This is a genomic window from Paenibacillus polysaccharolyticus (assembly GCF_023714295.1).
Classification (GTDB): domain Bacteria; phylum Bacillota; class Bacilli; order Paenibacillales; family Paenibacillaceae; genus Paenibacillus; species Paenibacillus polysaccharolyticus_A.
The window spans coordinates 23,550-42,303 of the sequence record NZ_JAMAUN010000004.1 but is presented as its reverse complement, the minus strand read 5'-3'; the positions used below and the strand labels follow the sequence as shown (position 1 = coordinate 42,303).

The window sequence follows — 18,754 nt, the reverse complement described above, 5'->3', positions numbered from 1 at the left end:
GATGGAGATTGCCAAGGTCATTGTCGATGTGCCTGTGAAGCAGACCGACCGGCCTTTTGATTATCTGATTCCCGACTCCATGAAGGAATGGATTGAGGTGGGAAGCAGGGTAGGTGTACCTTTTGGACATCGTACCGTGCAAGGGTTCGTTGTGGATCTGGTTCCCCGTACGGGGGAGGAATCGTTCAGACTCAAGCCTATTCAGGAGCTACTGGATATTGTGCCGCCCCTATCGAAGGATCTGGTGGAGCTGGCAGAATGGATGAGCGAGCGATATGCGAGCAATCGGATTTTGTCCTTGCAAGTGATGGTGCCAACAGCGCTGAAAGGAAAAGCGGAGCGCTACATTTCACTAGGGGATGCACTGGATGGACAGGTTGGAGGTGAATCTTCTAACGAGGACGTTCTGTTTGTGTGGGGAGAGGAATCGACAACCGAGAAAGTACAGCAGGATATTATCCGTTTTGTCAAAAGCCGGGGGCAGGTTCCGCTGCAACAATTAAGCCGAAAATACCCCAACCATGCAGCCTTGATCAAAAAGCTGTTGCTTGGCGGTGTACTTTTGGAAAGTCAGGCGATTAAGGATAAGCTGAATAAAAAAACGATGAAGTCCGTGAATCTGGCTGTGGATATCGCCGTCGCGGAAGAAGCGTTGTTTTCGTTCCCATCAAAAGCTCAACGGCAGAAGGAGATTCTTTCTTTTTTGCTGGAGATGAAAGATTTGTTACCCATGCCCTTGAAGGAAGTGTTGTCTACGCTGCAAGTTTCGGCGGCAACGATTAAGGGGCTTGAGGAAAAAGGTTTGGTTGTGACAGAGGACGTGGAAGTGTTTCGTGATCCATATCAGGGTAGACGTTTTAAACCGACAGAGCCGCTGAAGTTGACAGACGAGCAACAAGGCGTATATAGCAGTATCAATAGTCGGTTGCAGGAACATCGTCATGGAGTGTTTCTTCTGCATGGCGTTACCGGAAGCGGTAAAACCGAAGTTTATCTGCAGACCATTCAGCAGTGTATTAATCAGGACAGGCAGGCTATCGTGTTGGTGCCCGAGATTGCTCTTACTCCACAGATGGTGGAGCGCTTCAAAGGACGTTTCGGTGATCAGGTTGCGGTCATGCACAGTCGTCTTTCCGGTGGTGAACGTTATGATGAATGGCGTAAAATCAGGGAAGGTCAGGTGAAAGTTGCGATTGGTGCCCGCTCTGCGGTTTTCGCTCCATTCAGCCGTCTGGGACTCATTATTATGGATGAAGAACATGAGACTTCCTATAAACAGGAAGAAACGCCGAAATACCATGCGCGTGATGTGGCTGTCAAAAGAGCACAGCAGCACCAGGCTGTAGTGGTTCTCGGTTCGGCTACGCCCTCCCTGGAAAGTTATTATGCTGCGCGTTCACAAAGTAACGATGATTTTGCACCTCTTTTGTTAGAGATGCCTACAAGAGCACTTGGCAACAATCTGCCCGATGTACGGATCATCGATATGCGTGAAGAACTGAAGGATGGCAATCGTTCCATGTTCAGCAGAGCGCTTCACAAAGGGTTGGAAGAGCGTTTAGAGCGCGGAGAACAGACGGTGCTGCTGCTGAATCGGCGTGGATATTCAACTTTTGTGATGTGCCGTAGCTGCGGATACGTTGCAGGTTGCCCTGAATGTGACATCTCTTTGACATATCATCAGCGTTCCAACAATTTACGCTGTCACTATTGCGGGTATGCAGAAGCAGCGCCTGAAACGTGCCCGGATTGTGGAAGTGAGCATATTCGCTATTTTGGTACAGGGACGCAACGGGTTGAAGAGGAATTGGCTAAGCTATTTCCAGGGATTCGGGTGATCCGTATGGATGTGGATACTACGACGGAGAAAGGTGCGCATGAAAAGCTGTTAAAACAGTTTCGGGAGAAAAAAGCCGATGTGTTGCTTGGAACCCAGATGGTTGCTAAGGGGCTCGATTTTCCTGATGTGACACTCGTTGGAGTTATCACCGCGGATTCAGCTCTTAACTTGCCTGATTTCCGTGCTGCCGAGAAAACCTTCCAACTGTTGACACAAGTGGCAGGGCGGGCGGGCCGTCATCAATTACCGGGTGAAGTATTTGTACAGTCTTACACGCCAGAACACTACTCCATTGGACATGCAAGCCAGCATGACTATGTATCCTTCGTGAAGGAGGAGTTGCTGCATCGGAGAAATTTACAGTATCCACCATACTGTCGTCTCATCCTGGTGACCTTCTCGCACGAACAGCTTCCTGTACTGATTCGATTGGCTGAAAACTATACGCGTCTGCTGAAAGAGAAGGCGAATGCTGCCGGATGGCTGGGCAGTCTTGGCCGTTTCAGTAACGAAGCCTTTGATGTGCTTGGCCCTGTAGCTTCCCCAATTCCAAGGATCAAGAATAGATACCGATTCCAATGTATGATAAAATGGCGTGGGGATGTGGATGCCATCGGTCTGGCTCTGGCAACGGCCCGTCGCATGGACGATGATGTTCAGGCCCAGAAGCTACTTATTAGCCTTGATGTAGATCCGCAGATGTTAATGTAGACATTTTACCGCATTTTGATGCGAAAAATGTGGATGTGAACAAGCGGTATAAACATAGATTGATATGAACAACGAAATAGAGATTATTGCCTAGAAACTAAGATGAGAATTAGGAAGGTGCTTACAACATGTCGATTCGTATTATCGTTAAAGAACCAGATGAGGTGCTTCACAAAAGAGCTAAGGAAGTAACCAAAGTTACACCGAATGTGCAAAAGTTGCTTGATGATATGGCAGACACGATGTACGACGCAGAAGGAGTAGGTCTTGCTGCTCCGCAAGTCGGCATTCTGAAACGTTTGATTGTGATTGATGCAGGAGATGAGCAAGGGCTGATCAAGATGATTAACCCGGAGATCATTGCTAGTGAAGGAGAACAGTTTGGACCCGAAGGTTGCCTGAGTATTCCAGGAATTAACGGCGATGTTCGTCGTTTTGAGACGGTTACCGTCAAAGGTCTGGATCGGGAAGGCAAAGAATTAATTATTACAGGTAGCGGTCTGTTATCCCGTGCGTTCCAGCACGAAATTGACCATTTGAATGGTGTGCTCTTCACAGATATTGCTGAAAAAGTATATGAAATTGCCCCAGAGCAAACTGGACCGCGTCGTAATTAAGGAGTGATCGATTTGAATATTGTCTTTATGGGAACACCTGAATTCGCCGTTCCTTCTCTCGATATGTTGATGGCGGAAGGCTATCATGTGGTTGGCGTAGTAACACAGCCGGATAAACCGCAGGGACGAAAAAAAGTACTTACCCCTACACCGGTCAAGGCCGCAGCTGAACGCCACGGTCTGCCGGTGTTTCAGCCTGTCAAACTTCGTGATCCGGAAGCGGTAGCCCGCCTTGCGGAATGGAAACCAGATCTGATTGTGACAGCCGCATTCGGACAGATTCTTCCCAAAGCGGTGTTGGATATGCCGGTTCGCGGCTGTGTGAACGTGCACGGATCTCTTCTGCCTAAATATCGCGGAGGAGCTCCAATACAACGTTCTATAATTAACGGAGAATCTGTCACAGGAGTCACGTTGATGTACATGGCAGAAGGTCTGGATACAGGCGATATGATCTCCCGGGTGGAAGTTCCGATAACGGATGAAGATACATCCGGCACGATGTTCACCAAATTGAGTGAGGCCGGTTCCAAGCTGCTTCAGGCGGAGATGCCACGCCTCATCGCAGGCGAAACGACAGCTGTTCCTCAGAATGAAGAGGAAGCTTCCTATGCTCGTAATCTGACTCGTGAAGACGAGAAGATGGACTGGAGCCGTACATCCCGTGAATTGTTCAATCAGATTCGGGGTCTTGTTCCTTTTTCAGGTGCATTCACGATGTGGGATGAACAGGTATTTAAAGTTTGGGCAGCGTGCAATCCAGATCAGGTGAAGAATGAAGCTTCATCTGTTTCCAGTGCTGGACAAGCCGAGCCGGGAACCGTGTTGCAATGGAACAAATCAGGCATAGAAATCAAGACAGGCAATGGTTCTTTGTGGCTGACAGAAGTTCAGCCTGCTGGCAAAAAAGTCATGCAAGCTGCTGACTTTGCACGCGGTGGAACATTGAAACCTGGAATGGTGCTGCGATGAGTACTTCAAGATCAGGACATTCTTCAGGAAAAGAACGTAAGGCAGCAGGCAACGGAAATGCAGGCGGCCACGTTACTCATCGTCAGACTAGCAAGGGCTCTTCTGGTAGCCAAGGTCGGCGTGCAGGACAAAATACTGTTCCGGCTTCTTCTGCTAAGGGGAGCCGGACTCAGGAACGTGTGCAGAAACCGAAGACATCTGCTCGTGCTCTTGCTGTCAAGGTACTGAGTGCAGTAGAGCAAGACGGAGCATATAGCAATCTGGAACTGAACCGCCGCCTTAAGGAGGCAGAACTTAGTTCTGCAGATGCAGGACTCGCTACGGAACTGGTATATGGAACGATTGCAAGACGAAACACGCTGGATCACTATCTGGAGCGTTTTGTTGCCAAGGGGATAGCAAAATTACAGCCTTGGGTGCGTAGTTTACTTCGGATCAGTGCGTATCAATTGATCTACCTGGATCGAATTCCGGAACATGCCGTCGTCAGCGAAGCAGTGAACCTGGCCAAGAAGCTTGGTCATCAGGGAATCTCGGGTATGGTTAACGGTGTGCTGCGGAATATGATTCGAAACAAGGAGCAGTTGCACGTTCCTTCCCATCTGCCAGTTGCTGAACGGATCTCACTAGAGCATTCTCACCCGCTGTGGATGGTGGAGCGGTGGATTGCTCAATATGGGGAAGAGACAACAGAAGCCATCTGCCGTGCGAATAATGAACCTCCAGCAGTGAGTGTGCGTGTGAACACGACGATGACAACACGAGACAAGATGATGGAGGAGATGGCGAGCACAGGGGCAGTGGTTGAAGCTTCGCATCTTAGCCCTGACGGTATTCTGGTTCGCAGCGGAGGCAATATGGCTCTTACGTCATGGTATCGGGATGGGCTTTTCTCCATTCAGGACGAAAGTTCTATGCTGGTTGCTGAAGCCGTAGCACCGGAAGAGGGACAACTTGTGTTGGACTGCTGTGCAGCTCCTGGTGGTAAGACCGCTCATATAGCAGAGAAAATGCAGGACCGGGGACGCATCGTGGCTAACGATGTTCATGCCCATAAACGCGAGCTTATTTTGGATCAGGCTGAACGTCTTGGATTAAGTTGCATTGATGCGGTAACTGGTGATGCACTTGATTTAAACAAGCGCTATGCCGAGTCTTCATTTGACCGGATTTTGCTGGATGCACCTTGCTCAGGTCTAGGGGTCATTCGTCGCAAGCCGGATGTGAAGTGGACTAAATCCTCAGCCGACATTGAAGACATCTCCAGTTTGCAGCGAGAACTTCTGGATTGCGTTGCGCCACTGCTCAAACCGGGGGGCATTTTGGTGTACAGCACTTGTACCATCGAATCGGCAGAGAACGAGGATATGGTGGCGGACTTTTTGGATCGTCATCCAGAGTATAAGGCTATCGAAACATCCGCATGGTCACAGCCAGGAAGCAGGGGCTTGAAGGCCGTGAATGGCGGTGTTCAGATTTTGCCTCAACACGCTCACAGTGACGGTTTCTACATCGCAAGGTTGACAAGAACGGCCAATTAAACGTTTAATAGAGCACTAAAGGAAGGCCGCCGAGGAAAACCCTCGGCGGATTTCTTTGTGAGAGGCGACTTGGTGATTACTAACTCGTTTATAAAACGATGTCAGGATGCGATGGCAATAGCGAGATGTTATAATGCATGAAGAACGGGTCTCCAGGGTATACATGGATGTAAAGTGCCGTTTATGATAGAATAGGACGAATGCAGTAAAACGATGGAAAGCAAAAGAAATGCAAATGAAAAGAAAAAAGGAATAGGTGTTGAAAACAAAATGAAACCTTTTATATACGATTTTTCCCTAGAGCAACTGCAGCAATGGGCTGTGGAGAACGGGGAACCAGCGTTTCGCGGCGGTCAGATCTTTGACTGGATTTATGTGAAACGTGTCAATGATTTTAGTGAAATGACCAATCTCTCCAAGACGCTACGCGAGAAGCTTGCAGAGCAGTTTGAATTCGTAACCCTTAAGGAAATTACGAAGTTTGAGTCCAAGGATGGCACGGTGAAATTCCTTTTTGGTCTGCATGATGATCATGCGATTGAAACGGTTATTATGAAACATAACTACGGAAACAGCATCTGTGTAACAACGCAGGTTGGTTGCCGGATTGGTTGTACGTTCTGTGCGTCCACGCTCGGGGGGCTGAAACGCAACCTGACAGCCGGAGAGATCGTTGCTCAGGTCGTACAGGCTCAGAAAATTCTGGATGAGCGAGGTGAACGTGTCAGCAGCATCGTGATCATGGGTTCGGGTGAACCATTTGAAAACTACGAAGCGACGATGACGTTCTTGCGGATTATGATTCACGAAAAAGGTCTGAACATCGGTCAGCGCCATATTACTGTGTCTACAAGTGGAATCGTGCCGAACATCTATAAGTTTGCAGATGAAGACACGCAAATCAATCTTGCTATTTCGATTCACGCACCGAATGATGCCTTGCGTTCCAAACTGATGCCCGTAAACCGTCGTTTCCCATTTGATGATGTGATGGAGTCTCTCCGCTATTATCTGGCTAAGACAGGCCGGAGAATCACGTTTGAGTACGCATTGATCGGCGGTGTTAATGACCAGCCAGAGCATGCGGCAGAACTGGCGAGTGTGCTCAAAAACATGTTATGCCATGTCAACCTGATCCCGGTTAACCATGTGCCTGAGCGCAAATACGTTAGAACATCTAGAAGTGATATTTTTAACTTCCAGAAAATTCTCTCGGAACAGGGAGTTAATGTAACGATTCGCCGTGAACAGGGACATGATATTGCTGCCGCTTGCGGCCAGCTTCGTGCAAAGCATATGGAGTTGAGGTGAGAGCGTTTTGATCAAAACAGTTCATGTGAGCCATATCGGACGAGTACGTTCGGTGAATGAAGATTCAGCTTGGATTCGGAATCTGGATACAGGATATATTCTGGGGATCGTTGCGGACGGCATGGGGGGACATCTTGCTGGAGATACGGCAAGCCGCCTTGCAGTGGAAACGTTGGTACAGGATCTGGCAACACTTGAGCCAGGTTTGTCCCATGCATCCCTATCAGCTGCGCTTAGCGACGCGATTCTTCATGCGAATGAAGTCATTTTCAGCACCGCATCCACAGACGATAAATATCATAATATGGGGACGACGGTTGTCGCCGCTCTGTTAAATGATGCCGAAGGTGTGATTGGACATATCGGGGACAGCCGTGCATACAAAATTGCAGGTAAGGAAGTACTCCAGCTGACCGAAGATCACACATTGGTGAATGAATTGTACAAAAATGGTCAGATTAGCAAGGAGGACGTGTCTCATCATCCACGTCGCAATGTGCTTACCCGTGCACTTGGCACGGATGCGGAAGTGAAGGTGGATATGGACGCTGTACGATTGGACGAAGGAGAAGTACTGCTTCTCTGTAGTGACGGACTCAGTAACCTGGTCAGCAATGAGCAGATTATTCAGGTTGCAGGTAATCTTGAACTTCCACTGGAAGATCGTGCAGATCGACTGCTACAGCTGGCATTGCTTGCTGGAGGAGACGATAATATCACTCTCGCTTTATTTGAACCTCAGCAGCAAGACGCCCTACAAACGGAAACGGGGTGTGAGTCATGATTGGGCACCAGTTAGGCGGACGCTATGAAGTCATTGAGCGTGTCGGTGGTGGCGGCATGGCTCTGGTTTACAAAGCTCAAGATTTGCTTTTGAACCGAAATGTGGCAATTAAAGTGCTGAGACAACAGTTTGTGCACGATGAAGAGTTTATTCGCCGTTTTCGGAGAGAGGCACAATCAGCGGCATCGCTTTCACATCCGAACGTAGTCAGCATCTATGATGTAGGTCAGGAAGATGACGTCCATTATATTGTTATGGAGTACGTTGAGGGCAAAAACCTAAATGAAATTATTAAGGAACGTGCGCCGTTGCAGGTCGACGAAGCGGTACACATTGCTTCCCAGATCGCGGATGCACTGGATCACGCACATCATAATCAGATTATTCACCGGGACATTAAACCGCATAACATATTAATAGGCCGAAATGGCCGTGTGAAAGTAACAGATTTTGGGATCGCTCGTGCGGTTACCTCTACAACGATCACGCAGACTGGTTCTGTCGTGGGCTCAGTGCACTATTTCTCCCCAGAGCATGCCAAGGGTATTGTGACTGGAGAGAAGTCGGACTTATATTCTCTTGGAATTGTACTCTATCAGATGCTAACAGGACAGCTTCCTTTTCTCGGGGAAAGTCCAATCAGTGTAGCCTTGAAACATTTACAGGAAGAATTTGATGAACCGCGCAAATTCAATCCGCTCATTCCGCAAAGTGTGGAAAATGTCATCTTGAAATCCATGCGTAAAAATCCGCAGGAGCGATATCAATCAGCCAAAGAAATGCAGCATGATCTAGAAACATGTCTTATGCCGGAGCGCCGCAATGAGTCCAAGGTTGATTTTCCGGATGAGGATGACATTGATCAGACGCGCGTAATGCCAGCCATCAAACCGGAACCTCGCGGAATGAAGTCTACCGGAGCGGTGCCTGTGATGGAAACTGATCAGGAACAGAACGCGGGTAAACCGAAGCAGAAAAACTGGAAAAAACCAACGCTCATCATATCCATGACGGTTCTTATTTTGATTGCCATGGTTGGGGTGGTATGGTATGTCAAAGGTATGCTTGTCGTACCTGAGGTAACGGTGCCTAACGTAGTCAATCAGACAGAAGAAAAAGCCCGCCAACTGCTGGAGGAACAGGGTTTGGTAGTGAGCAATGAAGTCATTCGACAGTACAAAGAAAATGTAGACCCTGGCATTGTCTTTGACCAGAGCAGGAATGAAGGCGATGTGGTCAAAAAAGGTACTGAGGTTCAGCTAAGTGTTGGCGCGGAAAAAGAATTGGTGAAAATGATTGACGTTAAGCTTGAGCCTTATGCTGAAGCGGTCAAAAAGTTGACTGCGCTTGGTCTTAAGGAAGACCAAATCAAGCGTAAGGACGATTTCTCCAATGAAGTGCCTTCAGGTTCCGTCATTGCCCAGACGCCTGGTGTAAATGAAGAATTTGATCCTGAAGCTGTTGAGATTGAGTTAACCGTAAGCAAGGGAACTGAAACGGTCAAAATGCCTGATCTGAAAAATCATACGCGCAGTGAAGCGGAACAAATGTTGAAAGAAAAGGGACTAGTGCTCGGACAGGTACAGGAAGAGTCCAGTTATACGGTAGAACAGGGTAAAGTAACCCAACAATGGCCAGTAGAAGCGGGAACAGATGTAAGCCCTGGTGACAAGATTACCATCTTTATAAGCACAGGGTATCCTCCTGAGGCACTGCAGTATCCTTTTAATATCAACGTATCGCCAAAAGAAGTGGGGAAAAATAGTAAAATTCGCATCACCTATGAAGATGCACGCGGCAAAAATCAGGAGTGGGGCACACGCACGATCAATTCCGCTCAAGTCCTGACCATACCGCTTGTGCTCGCACCGAATGAAAATGGGGCTGTGTCCGTTTATCGTGACGGTAAATTCCTGGATACGTATGTTGTGTCTTACAGTGAAGCGAAGAACGGTACAGTGAATGTACCTTCCATCGACCCTGAACAGAACACGCAAGCACCGCCAGCCAATACCCCTGATCCAGGGAATGGCGACAATGAGGGTAGCGGGGACAATGGTCAAGAAAAGGAACCTGACTCCACCCCGGCTGATGGAGAAGGGGATAATCAGGAAGGCGACACTTCAGCAATGAAGACGGATAAAGGTCCAGGCAAGCATAAAGAGGATAAGAAAAAAGGAGTTATCAACGCATCAGGCCGTCCATAAGGACGGCTTATGCTGACGTAAGGAAAGAATATTACTCATCTGAAGGAGGGCGACGGAGCTGTGCCAGAAGGTATCATCGTTAAAGCATTAAGTGGTTACTACTATGTCATGCCAGTAGAAGACAACGGGGTTCCTTCGGTTGAAGGTTCCGCCGTTCAATGCAGAGCCAGGGGGATTTTTCGCAAAAGAGGCACTTCTCCGCTTGTTGGTGACCGTGTAAGCTACATGCTCACAGAGAATGGGGAAGGAACCGTTGATGAGATCCACAAGCGAGAGACCGAGTTAATTCGTCCGCCGGTAGCAAACGTCAGCTTGGCTGTTTTGCTATTTTCGGTCAAAGAGCCCGATATGAACCTGAATCTCCTGGATAAGTTCCTCGTGCATATTGAACAAGCCGGACTTGATGCCCTAATCGTACTGACGAAACAGGATTTGATTGATCCAGAAGCTGAGGATCGGAATATCGTGGCTGAAGTGAAGACGATGTACGAGCAGATAGGGTATGAGGTTATCTCGACCAGTTCACGGACTGGAGAAGGCAGTGAGCTGCTTAGAGAACGCCTTGCGGGCAAGATCAGCGTGTTTTCCGGTCAGTCTGGTGTTGGCAAATCATCGATGCTGAACGCATTGATGCCAGGTCTTACCTTGGAAACGAGTGCAATCAGCATGCGTCTTGGGCGCGGTAAACATACGACCAGACATGTGGAACTCATTCCACTCGATAATGGCGGATTTGTTGCGGATACACCGGGATTCAGTCAGCTGGACTTTCTGGAGATTGGTGTGGAGGAATTATCCACTTGTTTCCGCGAGTTTGCCCAGTTCGCTGATCAGTGCAAGTTCCGTGGTTGTACACATACGCATGAACCAGGCTGTAAAGTGCTGGCAGCCAAGGAGGAAGGTCTGGTCTCTGAAATTCGATACCAGCATTATGTTCAGTTCCTGACAGAAATGAAAGATAAGAAGCGGAGGTATTAATATGATTAAAATTGCCCCATCAATATTATCGGCTGACTTCGCCAAATTAGGTGCAGAGGTTGCCGAAGCACAAGCAGCAGGCGGAGATTGGATTCATGTTGACGTTATGGACGGGCACTTCGTTCCTAATATTACACTCGGTCCTGCTATTGTTAAGGCCATTGCCCCTCATACAACATTGCCGCTTGACGTTCATCTAATGATTGAGAATCCGGAACGGTACGTGGAAGAGTTCGCTAAAGCCGGCGCAGCGGTGATTACAGTTCATGCTGAGGCATGCGTGCATCTGCACCGTGTCATTCATCTGATTAAAGAGCAGGGAATAATGGCAGGGGTTGCTCTTAATCCTGGTACTCCAGCAAGTGCCATTCAAGAAGTATTAGATGATATAGACATGGTTCTTGTCATGACGGTGAATCCAGGTTTTGGGGGACAAGCGTTTATTTCCGGTACGATGAACAAAATCAAGCAAATTCGCACATGGCTGAACGAGAGAGGACGTCATGACGTACATATCGAGGTAGACGGCGGTATTGCTGCAGACACAGCTCCACTCGTTGTGGAAGCTGGCGCCGACGTTCTGGTCGCTGGCAGTGCCGTATTCGGACGGGAAGACCGAGCCGCTGCCATTGCCGAGATTCGTAGCAGCTACGAGGGATAAATTATGACTTTCAAAGAGACGCTGCTCACAATGGCGGGAAGCATGATTACGGGCCTGGTACTTGCACTGTTTTCAGTTCTCCAGGCTCCATTCAATGCGCTTACGTCGTTAATTGGGGTCGCTGTGGTTATCATGTATTTCCGAAAGTTTGACCGGAAGGGACATCGGATTACTTTTGTCATTTTCAGCATACTGTATTATCTCATGAGTGTTTTTATGATCGCCGTTTATCAGTACATCCCTACTCAAACGTAAATGGGCTGATCTCAGGCTTGTCATTGTGGAATAGGGACAGCAGGTTCCGCATAAATATGGTTACATGAGCAGGTTTCTCATGTAGCCTTTTTTGTCGTGTTTGGGTGAAAAAGGCCTGAAGCATAGGATACGGCGGATGCATGAGCGAGATGGGGAGGGTGAAGTATGAAATTTTACACATTCAAACTGCCGAAGTTTTTGGGAGGGTTTGTAAAGGCGATCCTGAATACGTTTCAAAAGAACTGATCTGATTAACAGCACAGTTAGTCGAATACCGCCGTTTTGGCTCAGGGCGCTCATCTGGAGAACCAGATCGGTATGAGATGTGCCATGCGGCGGCCATTCCTGTGTGTTGGACATGTGCTTTTTGGAGCACCAAAAAAGCACCTGCAAGGAACAAGGTGCTTTTTGCTTACCCGATTTATAGTAGCTTTGCGTGATTATACGCGAGTCACTTTACCGGCTTTCAGTGCACGGGTGCTTACGTATACACGTTTTGGTTTGCCGTTCACGAGAATACGAACCTTCTGAACGTTTACGCCCCAAGAACGACGGTTACGGTTGTTAGCGTGGGATACGTGGTTACCGGTGCCCGGTTTCTTACCTGTCACATAACATTTGCGAGACATAGATTACACCTCCTATCCTAAAATAACCAGTGCCTTCGGGAGAGACAAACGTCATTCCATAAGGACTTAATTGTTCTTTCCTGATCCTAAAGACCAGGCTTCAGTAGCTAATGGGTTGTTCAAGCCGGCTTGGCCGGATCATTTCCATTACTTAACCTGCATAAAACAATACTTAAATATAATATCATAATCAAAAAAGCTTCGTCAACTGATCCAAAAACTTTATTTATTTCTTTTGTCTAATATAGTACAATGTTGAATAGTCCATAGTACAGCCATGAATAGGCTGTTGCCGCGGGATGCCGGAGAAAAAACCGTACGTAGAGGTTGGAGGTTTGCTTTTTTGGCAACGCTGTGAGATGCGGCATTCCATCATTGGCACCAGTCTCCATGCGGCATTCATGTCGGCTTCTGATACCGGTGCATATCCCTATGCCCGCATAACGGGTTGCAGAGAATGCAGGATATTGGTAGTCCGGCCGCCCAGACCGTCTATCCGGCTGACATGTTGTATTGTATGCCTGTGCCGGACAAGGTATGGACGAAGAATAACGCAGCCGCGTTAGCGCATGAACAGACCAAATTGATTCTTGGTGCAAGTTGTTCGTGTATCAAGCTAGGAAGGGGAATTCTCACTTGAGTATACGTTCTTTAAATGGAACAGATTTCACCGCAATGGTTCTCGCCGGAGCGGAACAACTAGGGCAGCACGCAGAACATGTCAATTCCCTGAATGTTTTCCCTGTGCCAGATGGTGACACGGGAACAAATATGAATTTGACGATGACTGCTGGTGTTGCAGAGATCAAAAGAAAGAGCTCTGCTTCCATCGGAGAAGCTGCCGCAATACTATCGAAGGGCTTGCTTATGGGCGCGCGCGGAAATTCAGGGGTTATTTTATCCCAGTTGTTCCGTGGATTCAGCCGTTCAGCAGCTCCTTATGAAGAATTGAATACGATACAATTCGCAGCCGCCCTGCAAAATGGGGTTGACGCAGCGTACAAAGCTGTAGTTAAACCTGTGGAGGGAACTATTCTTACCGTAGCCAAAGAAGCGGCTAAACATGCCAGCTACTATGCAAGACGGACGAATGATATCACTGAATTAATGAACGAAGTTCTATTAAAAGCCAAAGAAGCACTGGCGATGACTCCAGAGATGCTGCCTGTTTTAAAGCAGGTTGGTGTGGTGGATTCGGGTGGTCAGGGTCTTGTATATATTTACGAAGGATTTATGGAAGTGCTATTGAAAACGGATGGTAATTCACGTGTCTCAATACAAAAGGAATCTGCTTCTTCAGTAGCGACACCGGTGAAAACGCCTGCAACCGCAATCGAACCGGTTGTAACGAGGTCAGCACAGGTAATTACGCCTGAGATGCCTCTGTCAGCTCAGGCAAGATTGGAAACAGAAGATATTGAATTCCTGTACGACATGGAGTTTTTCATCAATCGTGAGCTTGGCGAGAATGCAGGAGCGGCATTTGATGAAGAGTTGTTCCGGAAAGCGTTGTCAATAAATGGAGATTCGATCATTATCATTGCAGATGATGAAGTGATCAAGGTTCATGTGCATTCGAAGACACCTGGTGATGTATTGAATCTGGCTTTGAAATATGGAGAGATTACGCAGATTCATATTCTCAATATGCGTGAACAGCACCGGGACCTGCTGAGCGCGGGCATGGATATTGCAGCTTCACCTGATCTCTTTGCTGAAATCCCGCAAGAGAAGACAAGCACATTGGAAGAAGCGGTCCTTCCGGCTGATGAAATGGCACCTTATGGCTTTATTGCGGTTTCTTCCGGTGACGGCATTGCGGAAATATTTAAAAGTCTGGGTGTAGATGTGGTGATGTCTGGTGGACAGACGATGAACCCAAGCACGGAGGACTTTGTAAAAGCCGTTCGTTCGATTGCGGCGGATCAAGTTTTTATTTTGCCGAATAACTCCAACATCGTGCTTGCTGCTGAGCAGGCTCGTGAATTGCTGGAGGATGAGCGCCGGATTACGGTTATTCCAAGCAAGACCATTCCACAAGGGATGGCAGCGGCATTTGCTTTCCAAGAGGATGAGTCTGCGGAAACGAACCGTGAACAGATGCTGGAGGCCATTAGCCGCGTGCAGTCCGGACAAGTGACACATGCCGTTCGGGATACACAATATGATGAGCTGGATATCAAAGCCGGAAATTATATCGGGATCTATAACTCCAAAATTGTCGCGACAGATGAGAGCATGCTTCATGCCTGTGAGGGTCTGCTTGGACAGATGATGGAGAGCGGAGATGAAGTGGTTACGGTTCTTGAGGGGGAAGAGGCTGACGCTGAGATTACTTCTTCTCTTGTAGCATGGCTGGAAGAGCAGTATCCTGACGCGGAAGTCGAGGTACATCAGGGAGGACAGCCGGTTTACTATTATCTGTTCTCTGTAGAGTCCTAATTGCGATTGTTTCACAAGCCAATCACTATCGATTTTAGACGCTGAACGAATGACTTGTTAAACATGCATGATAGCACTTGATGTGAAGAGGAGGAGAGCCAGTGAGCCACAAGGTTGCGATTGTAACGGACAGTACGGCGGATATTCCTGAGGAACTGGTTCGTAAATACGGTATACATGTGGTTCCCTTGCGTGTGTTGTTTGGAGAAGAAAACTATGGGGATGGAGTGGATCTGACGTCGGAGCAGTTTTACGACAAGTTAAGGCAGAGCGCAGTCCTGCCTACCACTTCTCAGCCTTCTCCTACCGATTTTATGGACGTGTACCAGCGTTTGCTGGACGAAAACCCGGACAGACCTATCGTATCCATACACTTGTCTTCGGGCATGAGTGGTACGTATCAATCGGCGATGCTCGGCAAGTCTCTACTGGAACGGGAAGCGGATCTTACGGTCATTGATTCAAAATCGGCTTCCTACGGGTATGGTCTAATGGTTGTACATGCTGCCGAGCTTGCTGAACAAGGCAAGTCTGTTGCTGAGATTGCAGCTGTTGTGGAGACAATGCAGCAATCCCGTAAGCTGTTTTTTCTGGTGGATACGCTGGAGTATCTGCAGAAAGGCGGACGGATTGGCAGGGCCTCGGCGATCTTGGGAACGTTGCTAAACATCAAACCGATCCTGTCTATCGATGAAGAAGGCGTCATCTACGCCGTAGAGAAAGTCAGAGGTCATAAAAAGGCTATGGCACGTATTATTGAACTGTTCCAGAAGGATCTGGCTGGGAAGCGAGTCAACCTGGCTGTAGGTCACACGGCCGATCCCGCGTCAGCAGTGGCTTGTGCGGAACAGTTGCGAGGTCATTTTACACTGAATGAAGTGATTTATACGAATATCGGTGCCGTTATCGGTAGTCATGTCGGACCCGGTGTTACTGCTATCTTTATGTGGCCTGTTCCGGAATGAGGGATTAGATATGAATTTAGAAGAAATATCAGTCAAGCAAATTAACGGCGTGAGTGCTCTCAAAGAGGGAGAGCTTCACGCCTTTGGCATCTCTAGTGTGAAAGACTTGCTGGAGTATTATCCGTTTCGTTATGAAGATTATCGTCTGCGTTCGCTTAGTGAGGTAAAAGACGGAGACAAAATTACGGTACAAGGTCAGGTTATGGGTGTTCCAGTGTTGCAACGTTACGGTAAAAAGTCCCGTCTGACTTGCAAGATTATGACGGAAGAGTGGATGATTACGGCAACGTGGTTTAACCGCCATTTTCTCAAGGACCAGCTTACGCCCAACCGGGAAATTGTACTTACAGGGAAATGGGAACAAAAGCGTATGCAGCTTACCGTATCTGATTCGGAATTCCCGGATAAAGGCGATGGACGTTCAGGCACACTGCAACCGGTATATTCCGTCACGGGCAAGGTCACGCAGCAGTGGATGCGCAAGACGATTAACCAGGGACTGACTCAGTACGGTGAGATGATTCCGGAGATTTTGCCACAGGCATTGATTAAAAAATATAATCTGATGCCACGGAAGCAGGCAATAGCCGGTATTCATCGTCCGCAGGACAATCAGGAAGGTCAGCGGGCCAGACAGCGGATGGTGTATGAGGAGTTATTTTTGTTCCAGCTCAAAATGCAGGCATTTCGGGCGCTGAATCGGAATCGGATGGATGGTATGGTGCACACGACGGACAATACGACGATTCGAGAGTTTGTGCGCAGTTTGCCGTTTGAGTTAACCGATGCACAGAAGAAGGTAGAGCTTGAAATATTGCATGATATGCGTTCACCCTATGCGATGAATCGGTTGCTTCAAGGCGATGTAGGTTCCGGCAAAACGGTCATTGCCGCCATTGCACTTTATACGACGGTGCGCTCTGGTTTTCAGGGAGCGCTTATGGTGCCGACTGAAATTCTGGCAGAGCAGCATATGCGATCCTTGCAGAAGCTGTTTGAGCCTTTTGGCGTAACGGTGGGTCTGTTAACGGGCAGTGTAAACGGACGCAAACGGAAAGATCTGATCGCCTCCTTGCAGATGGGAATGCTGGATATTGTGGTGGGCACACACGCCCTGATTCAGGAAGATGTCTTTTTCCGGGAGCTGGGCCTTGTGGTGACGGACGAGCAGCATCGCTTCGGGGTGAATCAGCGCAGCGTTTTGAGACGTAAAGGGTATAATCCGGATGTATTAACGATGACCGCAACACCCATTCCGCGGACGCTTGCGATTACGGCATTTGGCGATATTGAGGTGTCGACGATATCGGAGCGGCCGAAGGGGCGAATTCCGATCTCCACGTACTGGGTGAAGCACGACATGATGGAGCGAGTGCTCGGTTTTATTTCGAGAGAGGTAGATCAGGGACGTCAGGCGTATCTGATTTGCCCACTGATCGAGGAATCGGAAAAGCTGGATGTGCAGAATGCGATTGATCTGCATGTGCAGATGCAGCAGAACTTCCCCAAATACAAAGTGGGACTTCTCCACGGACGCATGACAGCTGCGGAAAAAGAAGAAATGATGCGTGAATTTTACAGCAATGACATTCAGCTTCTGGTATCTACCACGGTGGTAGAAGTCGGAGTCGATGTACCCAATGCCACACTGATGGTCATTATGGACGCAGACCGTTTTGGTTTGTCCCAGCTGCATCAGCTGCGGGGGCGTGTTGGACGTGGTGCCCATGCATCCTATTGTGTGCTTATTGCTGATCCGAAGACAGAGGTCGGGCAGGAACGCATGAAGGTCATGACCGAAACCGAGGATGGATTCGAGGTGTCACGGCGTGATTTGGATCTCCGGGGGCCGGGTGATTTCTTTGGCACCAAACAGAGTGGGCTGCCTGAATTCCGTCTGGCCGATATGGTGGCGGATTTCGCTATACTGGAGCAGGCTCGGGATGATGTATCTGATCTGATTGCGGATGCTACGTTCTGGACGTCTGTTGACTATACACCCCTCCGTGATTTTCTTCAGCAACAGCAGGTGTTCAAGGGTGATCTGATCGATTAAGTGCTGGATGTGTTTTAAGGCATGTTTTGTAAAAAGTGACAAGTGAACAAGCCCTCCCGACATATGAATAAGAAGTGAGTTCATTTTTTGGGAGGTGCTGTACGTTTTGGGTTACCAACAATATGGAATTAGTCCGCAGCTGGTGGAGCGGATCAAACTTAAGATGAAAAATCCTGCGGTTAAAGAGCGGATTAAAAAGCTGATCGATGGCGTAACGAAGGCCGACCTGCAGGATAAAGCGAAGGTGCGCAGGCTCATTAAATCGTCGGCAGTCATTATGAATGAGAACTTCTCGCCTGCACAGGAAGAGCAATTTGTCACTTTTGTCATCGCGCAGAAGATTGATCCAAACAATACGTTTCATTTGATCAAGTTGTGGGGTATGTTCAGGTAAAGTTGAATGTGATGGTGTTACTTCAAAACATATAGGGGTTTGCACGGGACACTCCGAGTGCAGTACCATCTTCCGAGCGCTGTTATCCCCGGATTTTTTGGAATTACCGTTTATAAGGGTAAAATCCGGTAATAAAGGCGCCCGCTTCGCTTCTTCAGATTGGTTCTGCTCTCTCCGTTAATGTGCATACGAATTTTTTGAAAGGCACATTACATTCAAAAGAGTATGGTAATGTAAAGAAGGGTGTTTCATCAGTCATATATGACTTGATGAAATGCCTTTTTGGATTTTTAGAGAGGATAATTTCTGGTTTCCTCCACTTGGAAGGGAAGACTGCGGCATACGAGTAGTGTAGACATAATCTCACAGTACGAGATGCAAGACCCTTGCA

General features: G+C 48.1%; 17 protein-coding genes. 16 read left to right on the top strand and 1 reads right to left on the bottom strand.

From position 1 onward, the window contains the following. The first annotated feature begins 1 nt into the window (after window position 1). The 11 genes from priA (at window position 2) to spoVM (ending at window position 12,123) form a co-directional block, all read left to right on the top strand. Window positions 2-2,551 carry a primosomal protein N' gene (priA, locus tag M3629_RS12795; RefSeq protein WP_251506752.1) on the top strand — a complete coding sequence of 850 codons (2,550 nt, stop codon included), beginning with the start codon at window positions 2-4 and terminating at the stop codon, window positions 2,549-2,551. A gap of 128 nt (window positions 2,552-2,679) precedes the next feature. After that, complete coding sequence (gene def, locus M3629_RS12790) at window positions 2,680-3,168, top strand: peptide deformylase (RefSeq protein WP_251506749.1); 489 nt, start codon at window positions 2,680-2,682, stop codon at window positions 3,166-3,168. A 12-nt stretch (window positions 3,169-3,180) separates the two neighbouring features. Beyond that, complete coding sequence (gene fmt / locus M3629_RS12785; RefSeq protein ID WP_251506746.1) at window positions 3,181-4,140, top strand: methionyl-tRNA formyltransferase; 960 nt, start codon at window positions 3,181-3,183, stop codon at window positions 4,138-4,140. Then, window positions 4,137-5,681: a 16S rRNA (cytosine(967)-C(5))-methyltransferase RsmB gene (gene rsmB / locus M3629_RS12780; RefSeq protein WP_251506743.1), complete on the top strand. Its 1,545-nt coding sequence runs from the start codon at window positions 4,137-4,139 to the stop codon at window positions 5,679-5,681. The genes fmt and rsmB overlap by 4 nt, the downstream gene beginning before the upstream one ends. Window positions 5,682-5,951: 270 nt before the next feature. Continuing rightward, window positions 5,952-6,992 (top strand): 23S rRNA (adenine(2503)-C(2))-methyltransferase RlmN, encoded by a 1,041-nt coding sequence (gene rlmN / locus M3629_RS12775; protein WP_251506742.1) that lies wholly within the window; start codon window positions 5,952-5,954, stop codon window positions 6,990-6,992. A gap of 7 nt (window positions 6,993-6,999) precedes the next feature. After that, window positions 7,000-7,776: a Stp1/IreP family PP2C-type Ser/Thr phosphatase gene (locus M3629_RS12770; RefSeq protein WP_251506739.1), complete on the top strand. Its 777-nt coding sequence runs from the start codon at window positions 7,000-7,002 to the stop codon at window positions 7,774-7,776. Next, window positions 7,773-9,983, top strand: a complete 2,211-nt coding sequence (gene pknB / locus M3629_RS12765) for a Stk1 family PASTA domain-containing Ser/Thr kinase (protein ID WP_251506736.1) — start codon at window positions 7,773-7,775, stop codon at window positions 9,981-9,983. The genes M3629_RS12770 and pknB overlap by 4 nt, the downstream gene beginning before the upstream one ends. A 60-nt stretch (window positions 9,984-10,043) precedes the next feature. Beyond that, entirely contained in the window at window positions 10,044-10,961 is a 918-nt protein-coding gene (gene rsgA / locus M3629_RS12760) for a ribosome small subunit-dependent GTPase A (protein ID WP_251506732.1), read from the top strand. A gap of 1 nt (window position 10,962) precedes the next feature. Further along, window positions 10,963-11,622 carry a ribulose-phosphate 3-epimerase gene (gene rpe, locus M3629_RS12755; protein WP_251506726.1) on the top strand — a complete coding sequence of 220 codons (660 nt, stop codon included), beginning with the start codon at window positions 10,963-10,965 and terminating at the stop codon, window positions 11,620-11,622. 3 nt (window positions 11,623-11,625) lie between these two features. Further along, the gene (locus M3629_RS12750; protein WP_090923633.1) at window positions 11,626-11,877 is read left to right on the top strand and encodes a hypothetical protein; all 252 of its coding nucleotides are present in this window, start codon (window positions 11,626-11,628) and stop codon (window positions 11,875-11,877) included. Between the two features lie 165 nt (window positions 11,878-12,042). Next, complete coding sequence (gene spoVM / locus M3629_RS12745; protein WP_019424875.1) at window positions 12,043-12,123, top strand: stage V sporulation protein SpoVM; 81 nt, start codon at window positions 12,043-12,045, stop codon at window positions 12,121-12,123. Between the two features lie 194 nt (window positions 12,124-12,317). On the opposite strand, the gene rpmB is transcribed toward spoVM, so the two are convergent. Continuing rightward, window positions 12,318-12,506: a 50S ribosomal protein L28 gene (rpmB, locus tag M3629_RS12740; protein WP_024631107.1), complete on the bottom strand. Its 189-nt coding sequence runs from the start codon at window positions 12,504-12,506 to the stop codon at window positions 12,318-12,320. A gap of 457 nt (window positions 12,507-12,963) precedes the next feature. Between rpmB and M3629_RS12735 the strand changes: the two genes are divergently transcribed. The 5 genes from M3629_RS12735 to M3629_RS12715 all read left to right on the top strand — a co-directional run bounded on the left by M3629_RS12735 (window position 12,964) and on the right by M3629_RS12715 (window position 18,363). Continuing rightward, the gene (locus M3629_RS12735; protein ID WP_251506722.1) at window positions 12,964-13,146 is read left to right on the top strand and encodes a hypothetical protein; all 183 of its coding nucleotides are present in this window, start codon (window positions 12,964-12,966) and stop codon (window positions 13,144-13,146) included. Next, the gene (locus tag M3629_RS12730) at window positions 13,143-14,948 is read left to right on the top strand and encodes a DAK2 domain-containing protein (protein WP_251506717.1); all 1,806 of its coding nucleotides are present in this window, start codon (window positions 13,143-13,145) and stop codon (window positions 14,946-14,948) included. The genes M3629_RS12735 and M3629_RS12730 overlap by 4 nt, the downstream gene beginning before the upstream one ends. A 101-nt stretch (window positions 14,949-15,049) precedes the next feature. After that, on the top strand, window positions 15,050-15,913 hold the full coding sequence (locus M3629_RS12725) for a DegV family protein (RefSeq protein WP_251506713.1): 864 nt from the start codon (window positions 15,050-15,052) through the stop codon (window positions 15,911-15,913). A 10-nt stretch (window positions 15,914-15,923) separates the two neighbouring features. Further along, on the top strand, window positions 15,924-17,969 hold the full coding sequence (gene recG, locus M3629_RS12720; RefSeq protein WP_251506709.1) for an ATP-dependent DNA helicase RecG: 2,046 nt from the start codon (window positions 15,924-15,926) through the stop codon (window positions 17,967-17,969). A gap of 106 nt (window positions 17,970-18,075) precedes the next feature. Further along, a complete protein-coding gene (locus M3629_RS12715; protein ID WP_145331903.1) occupies window positions 18,076-18,363 on the top strand; it encodes a stage VI sporulation protein F in 288 nt (95 codons plus the stop codon). The last annotated feature ends 391 nt before the right edge of the window (window positions 18,364-18,754 follow it).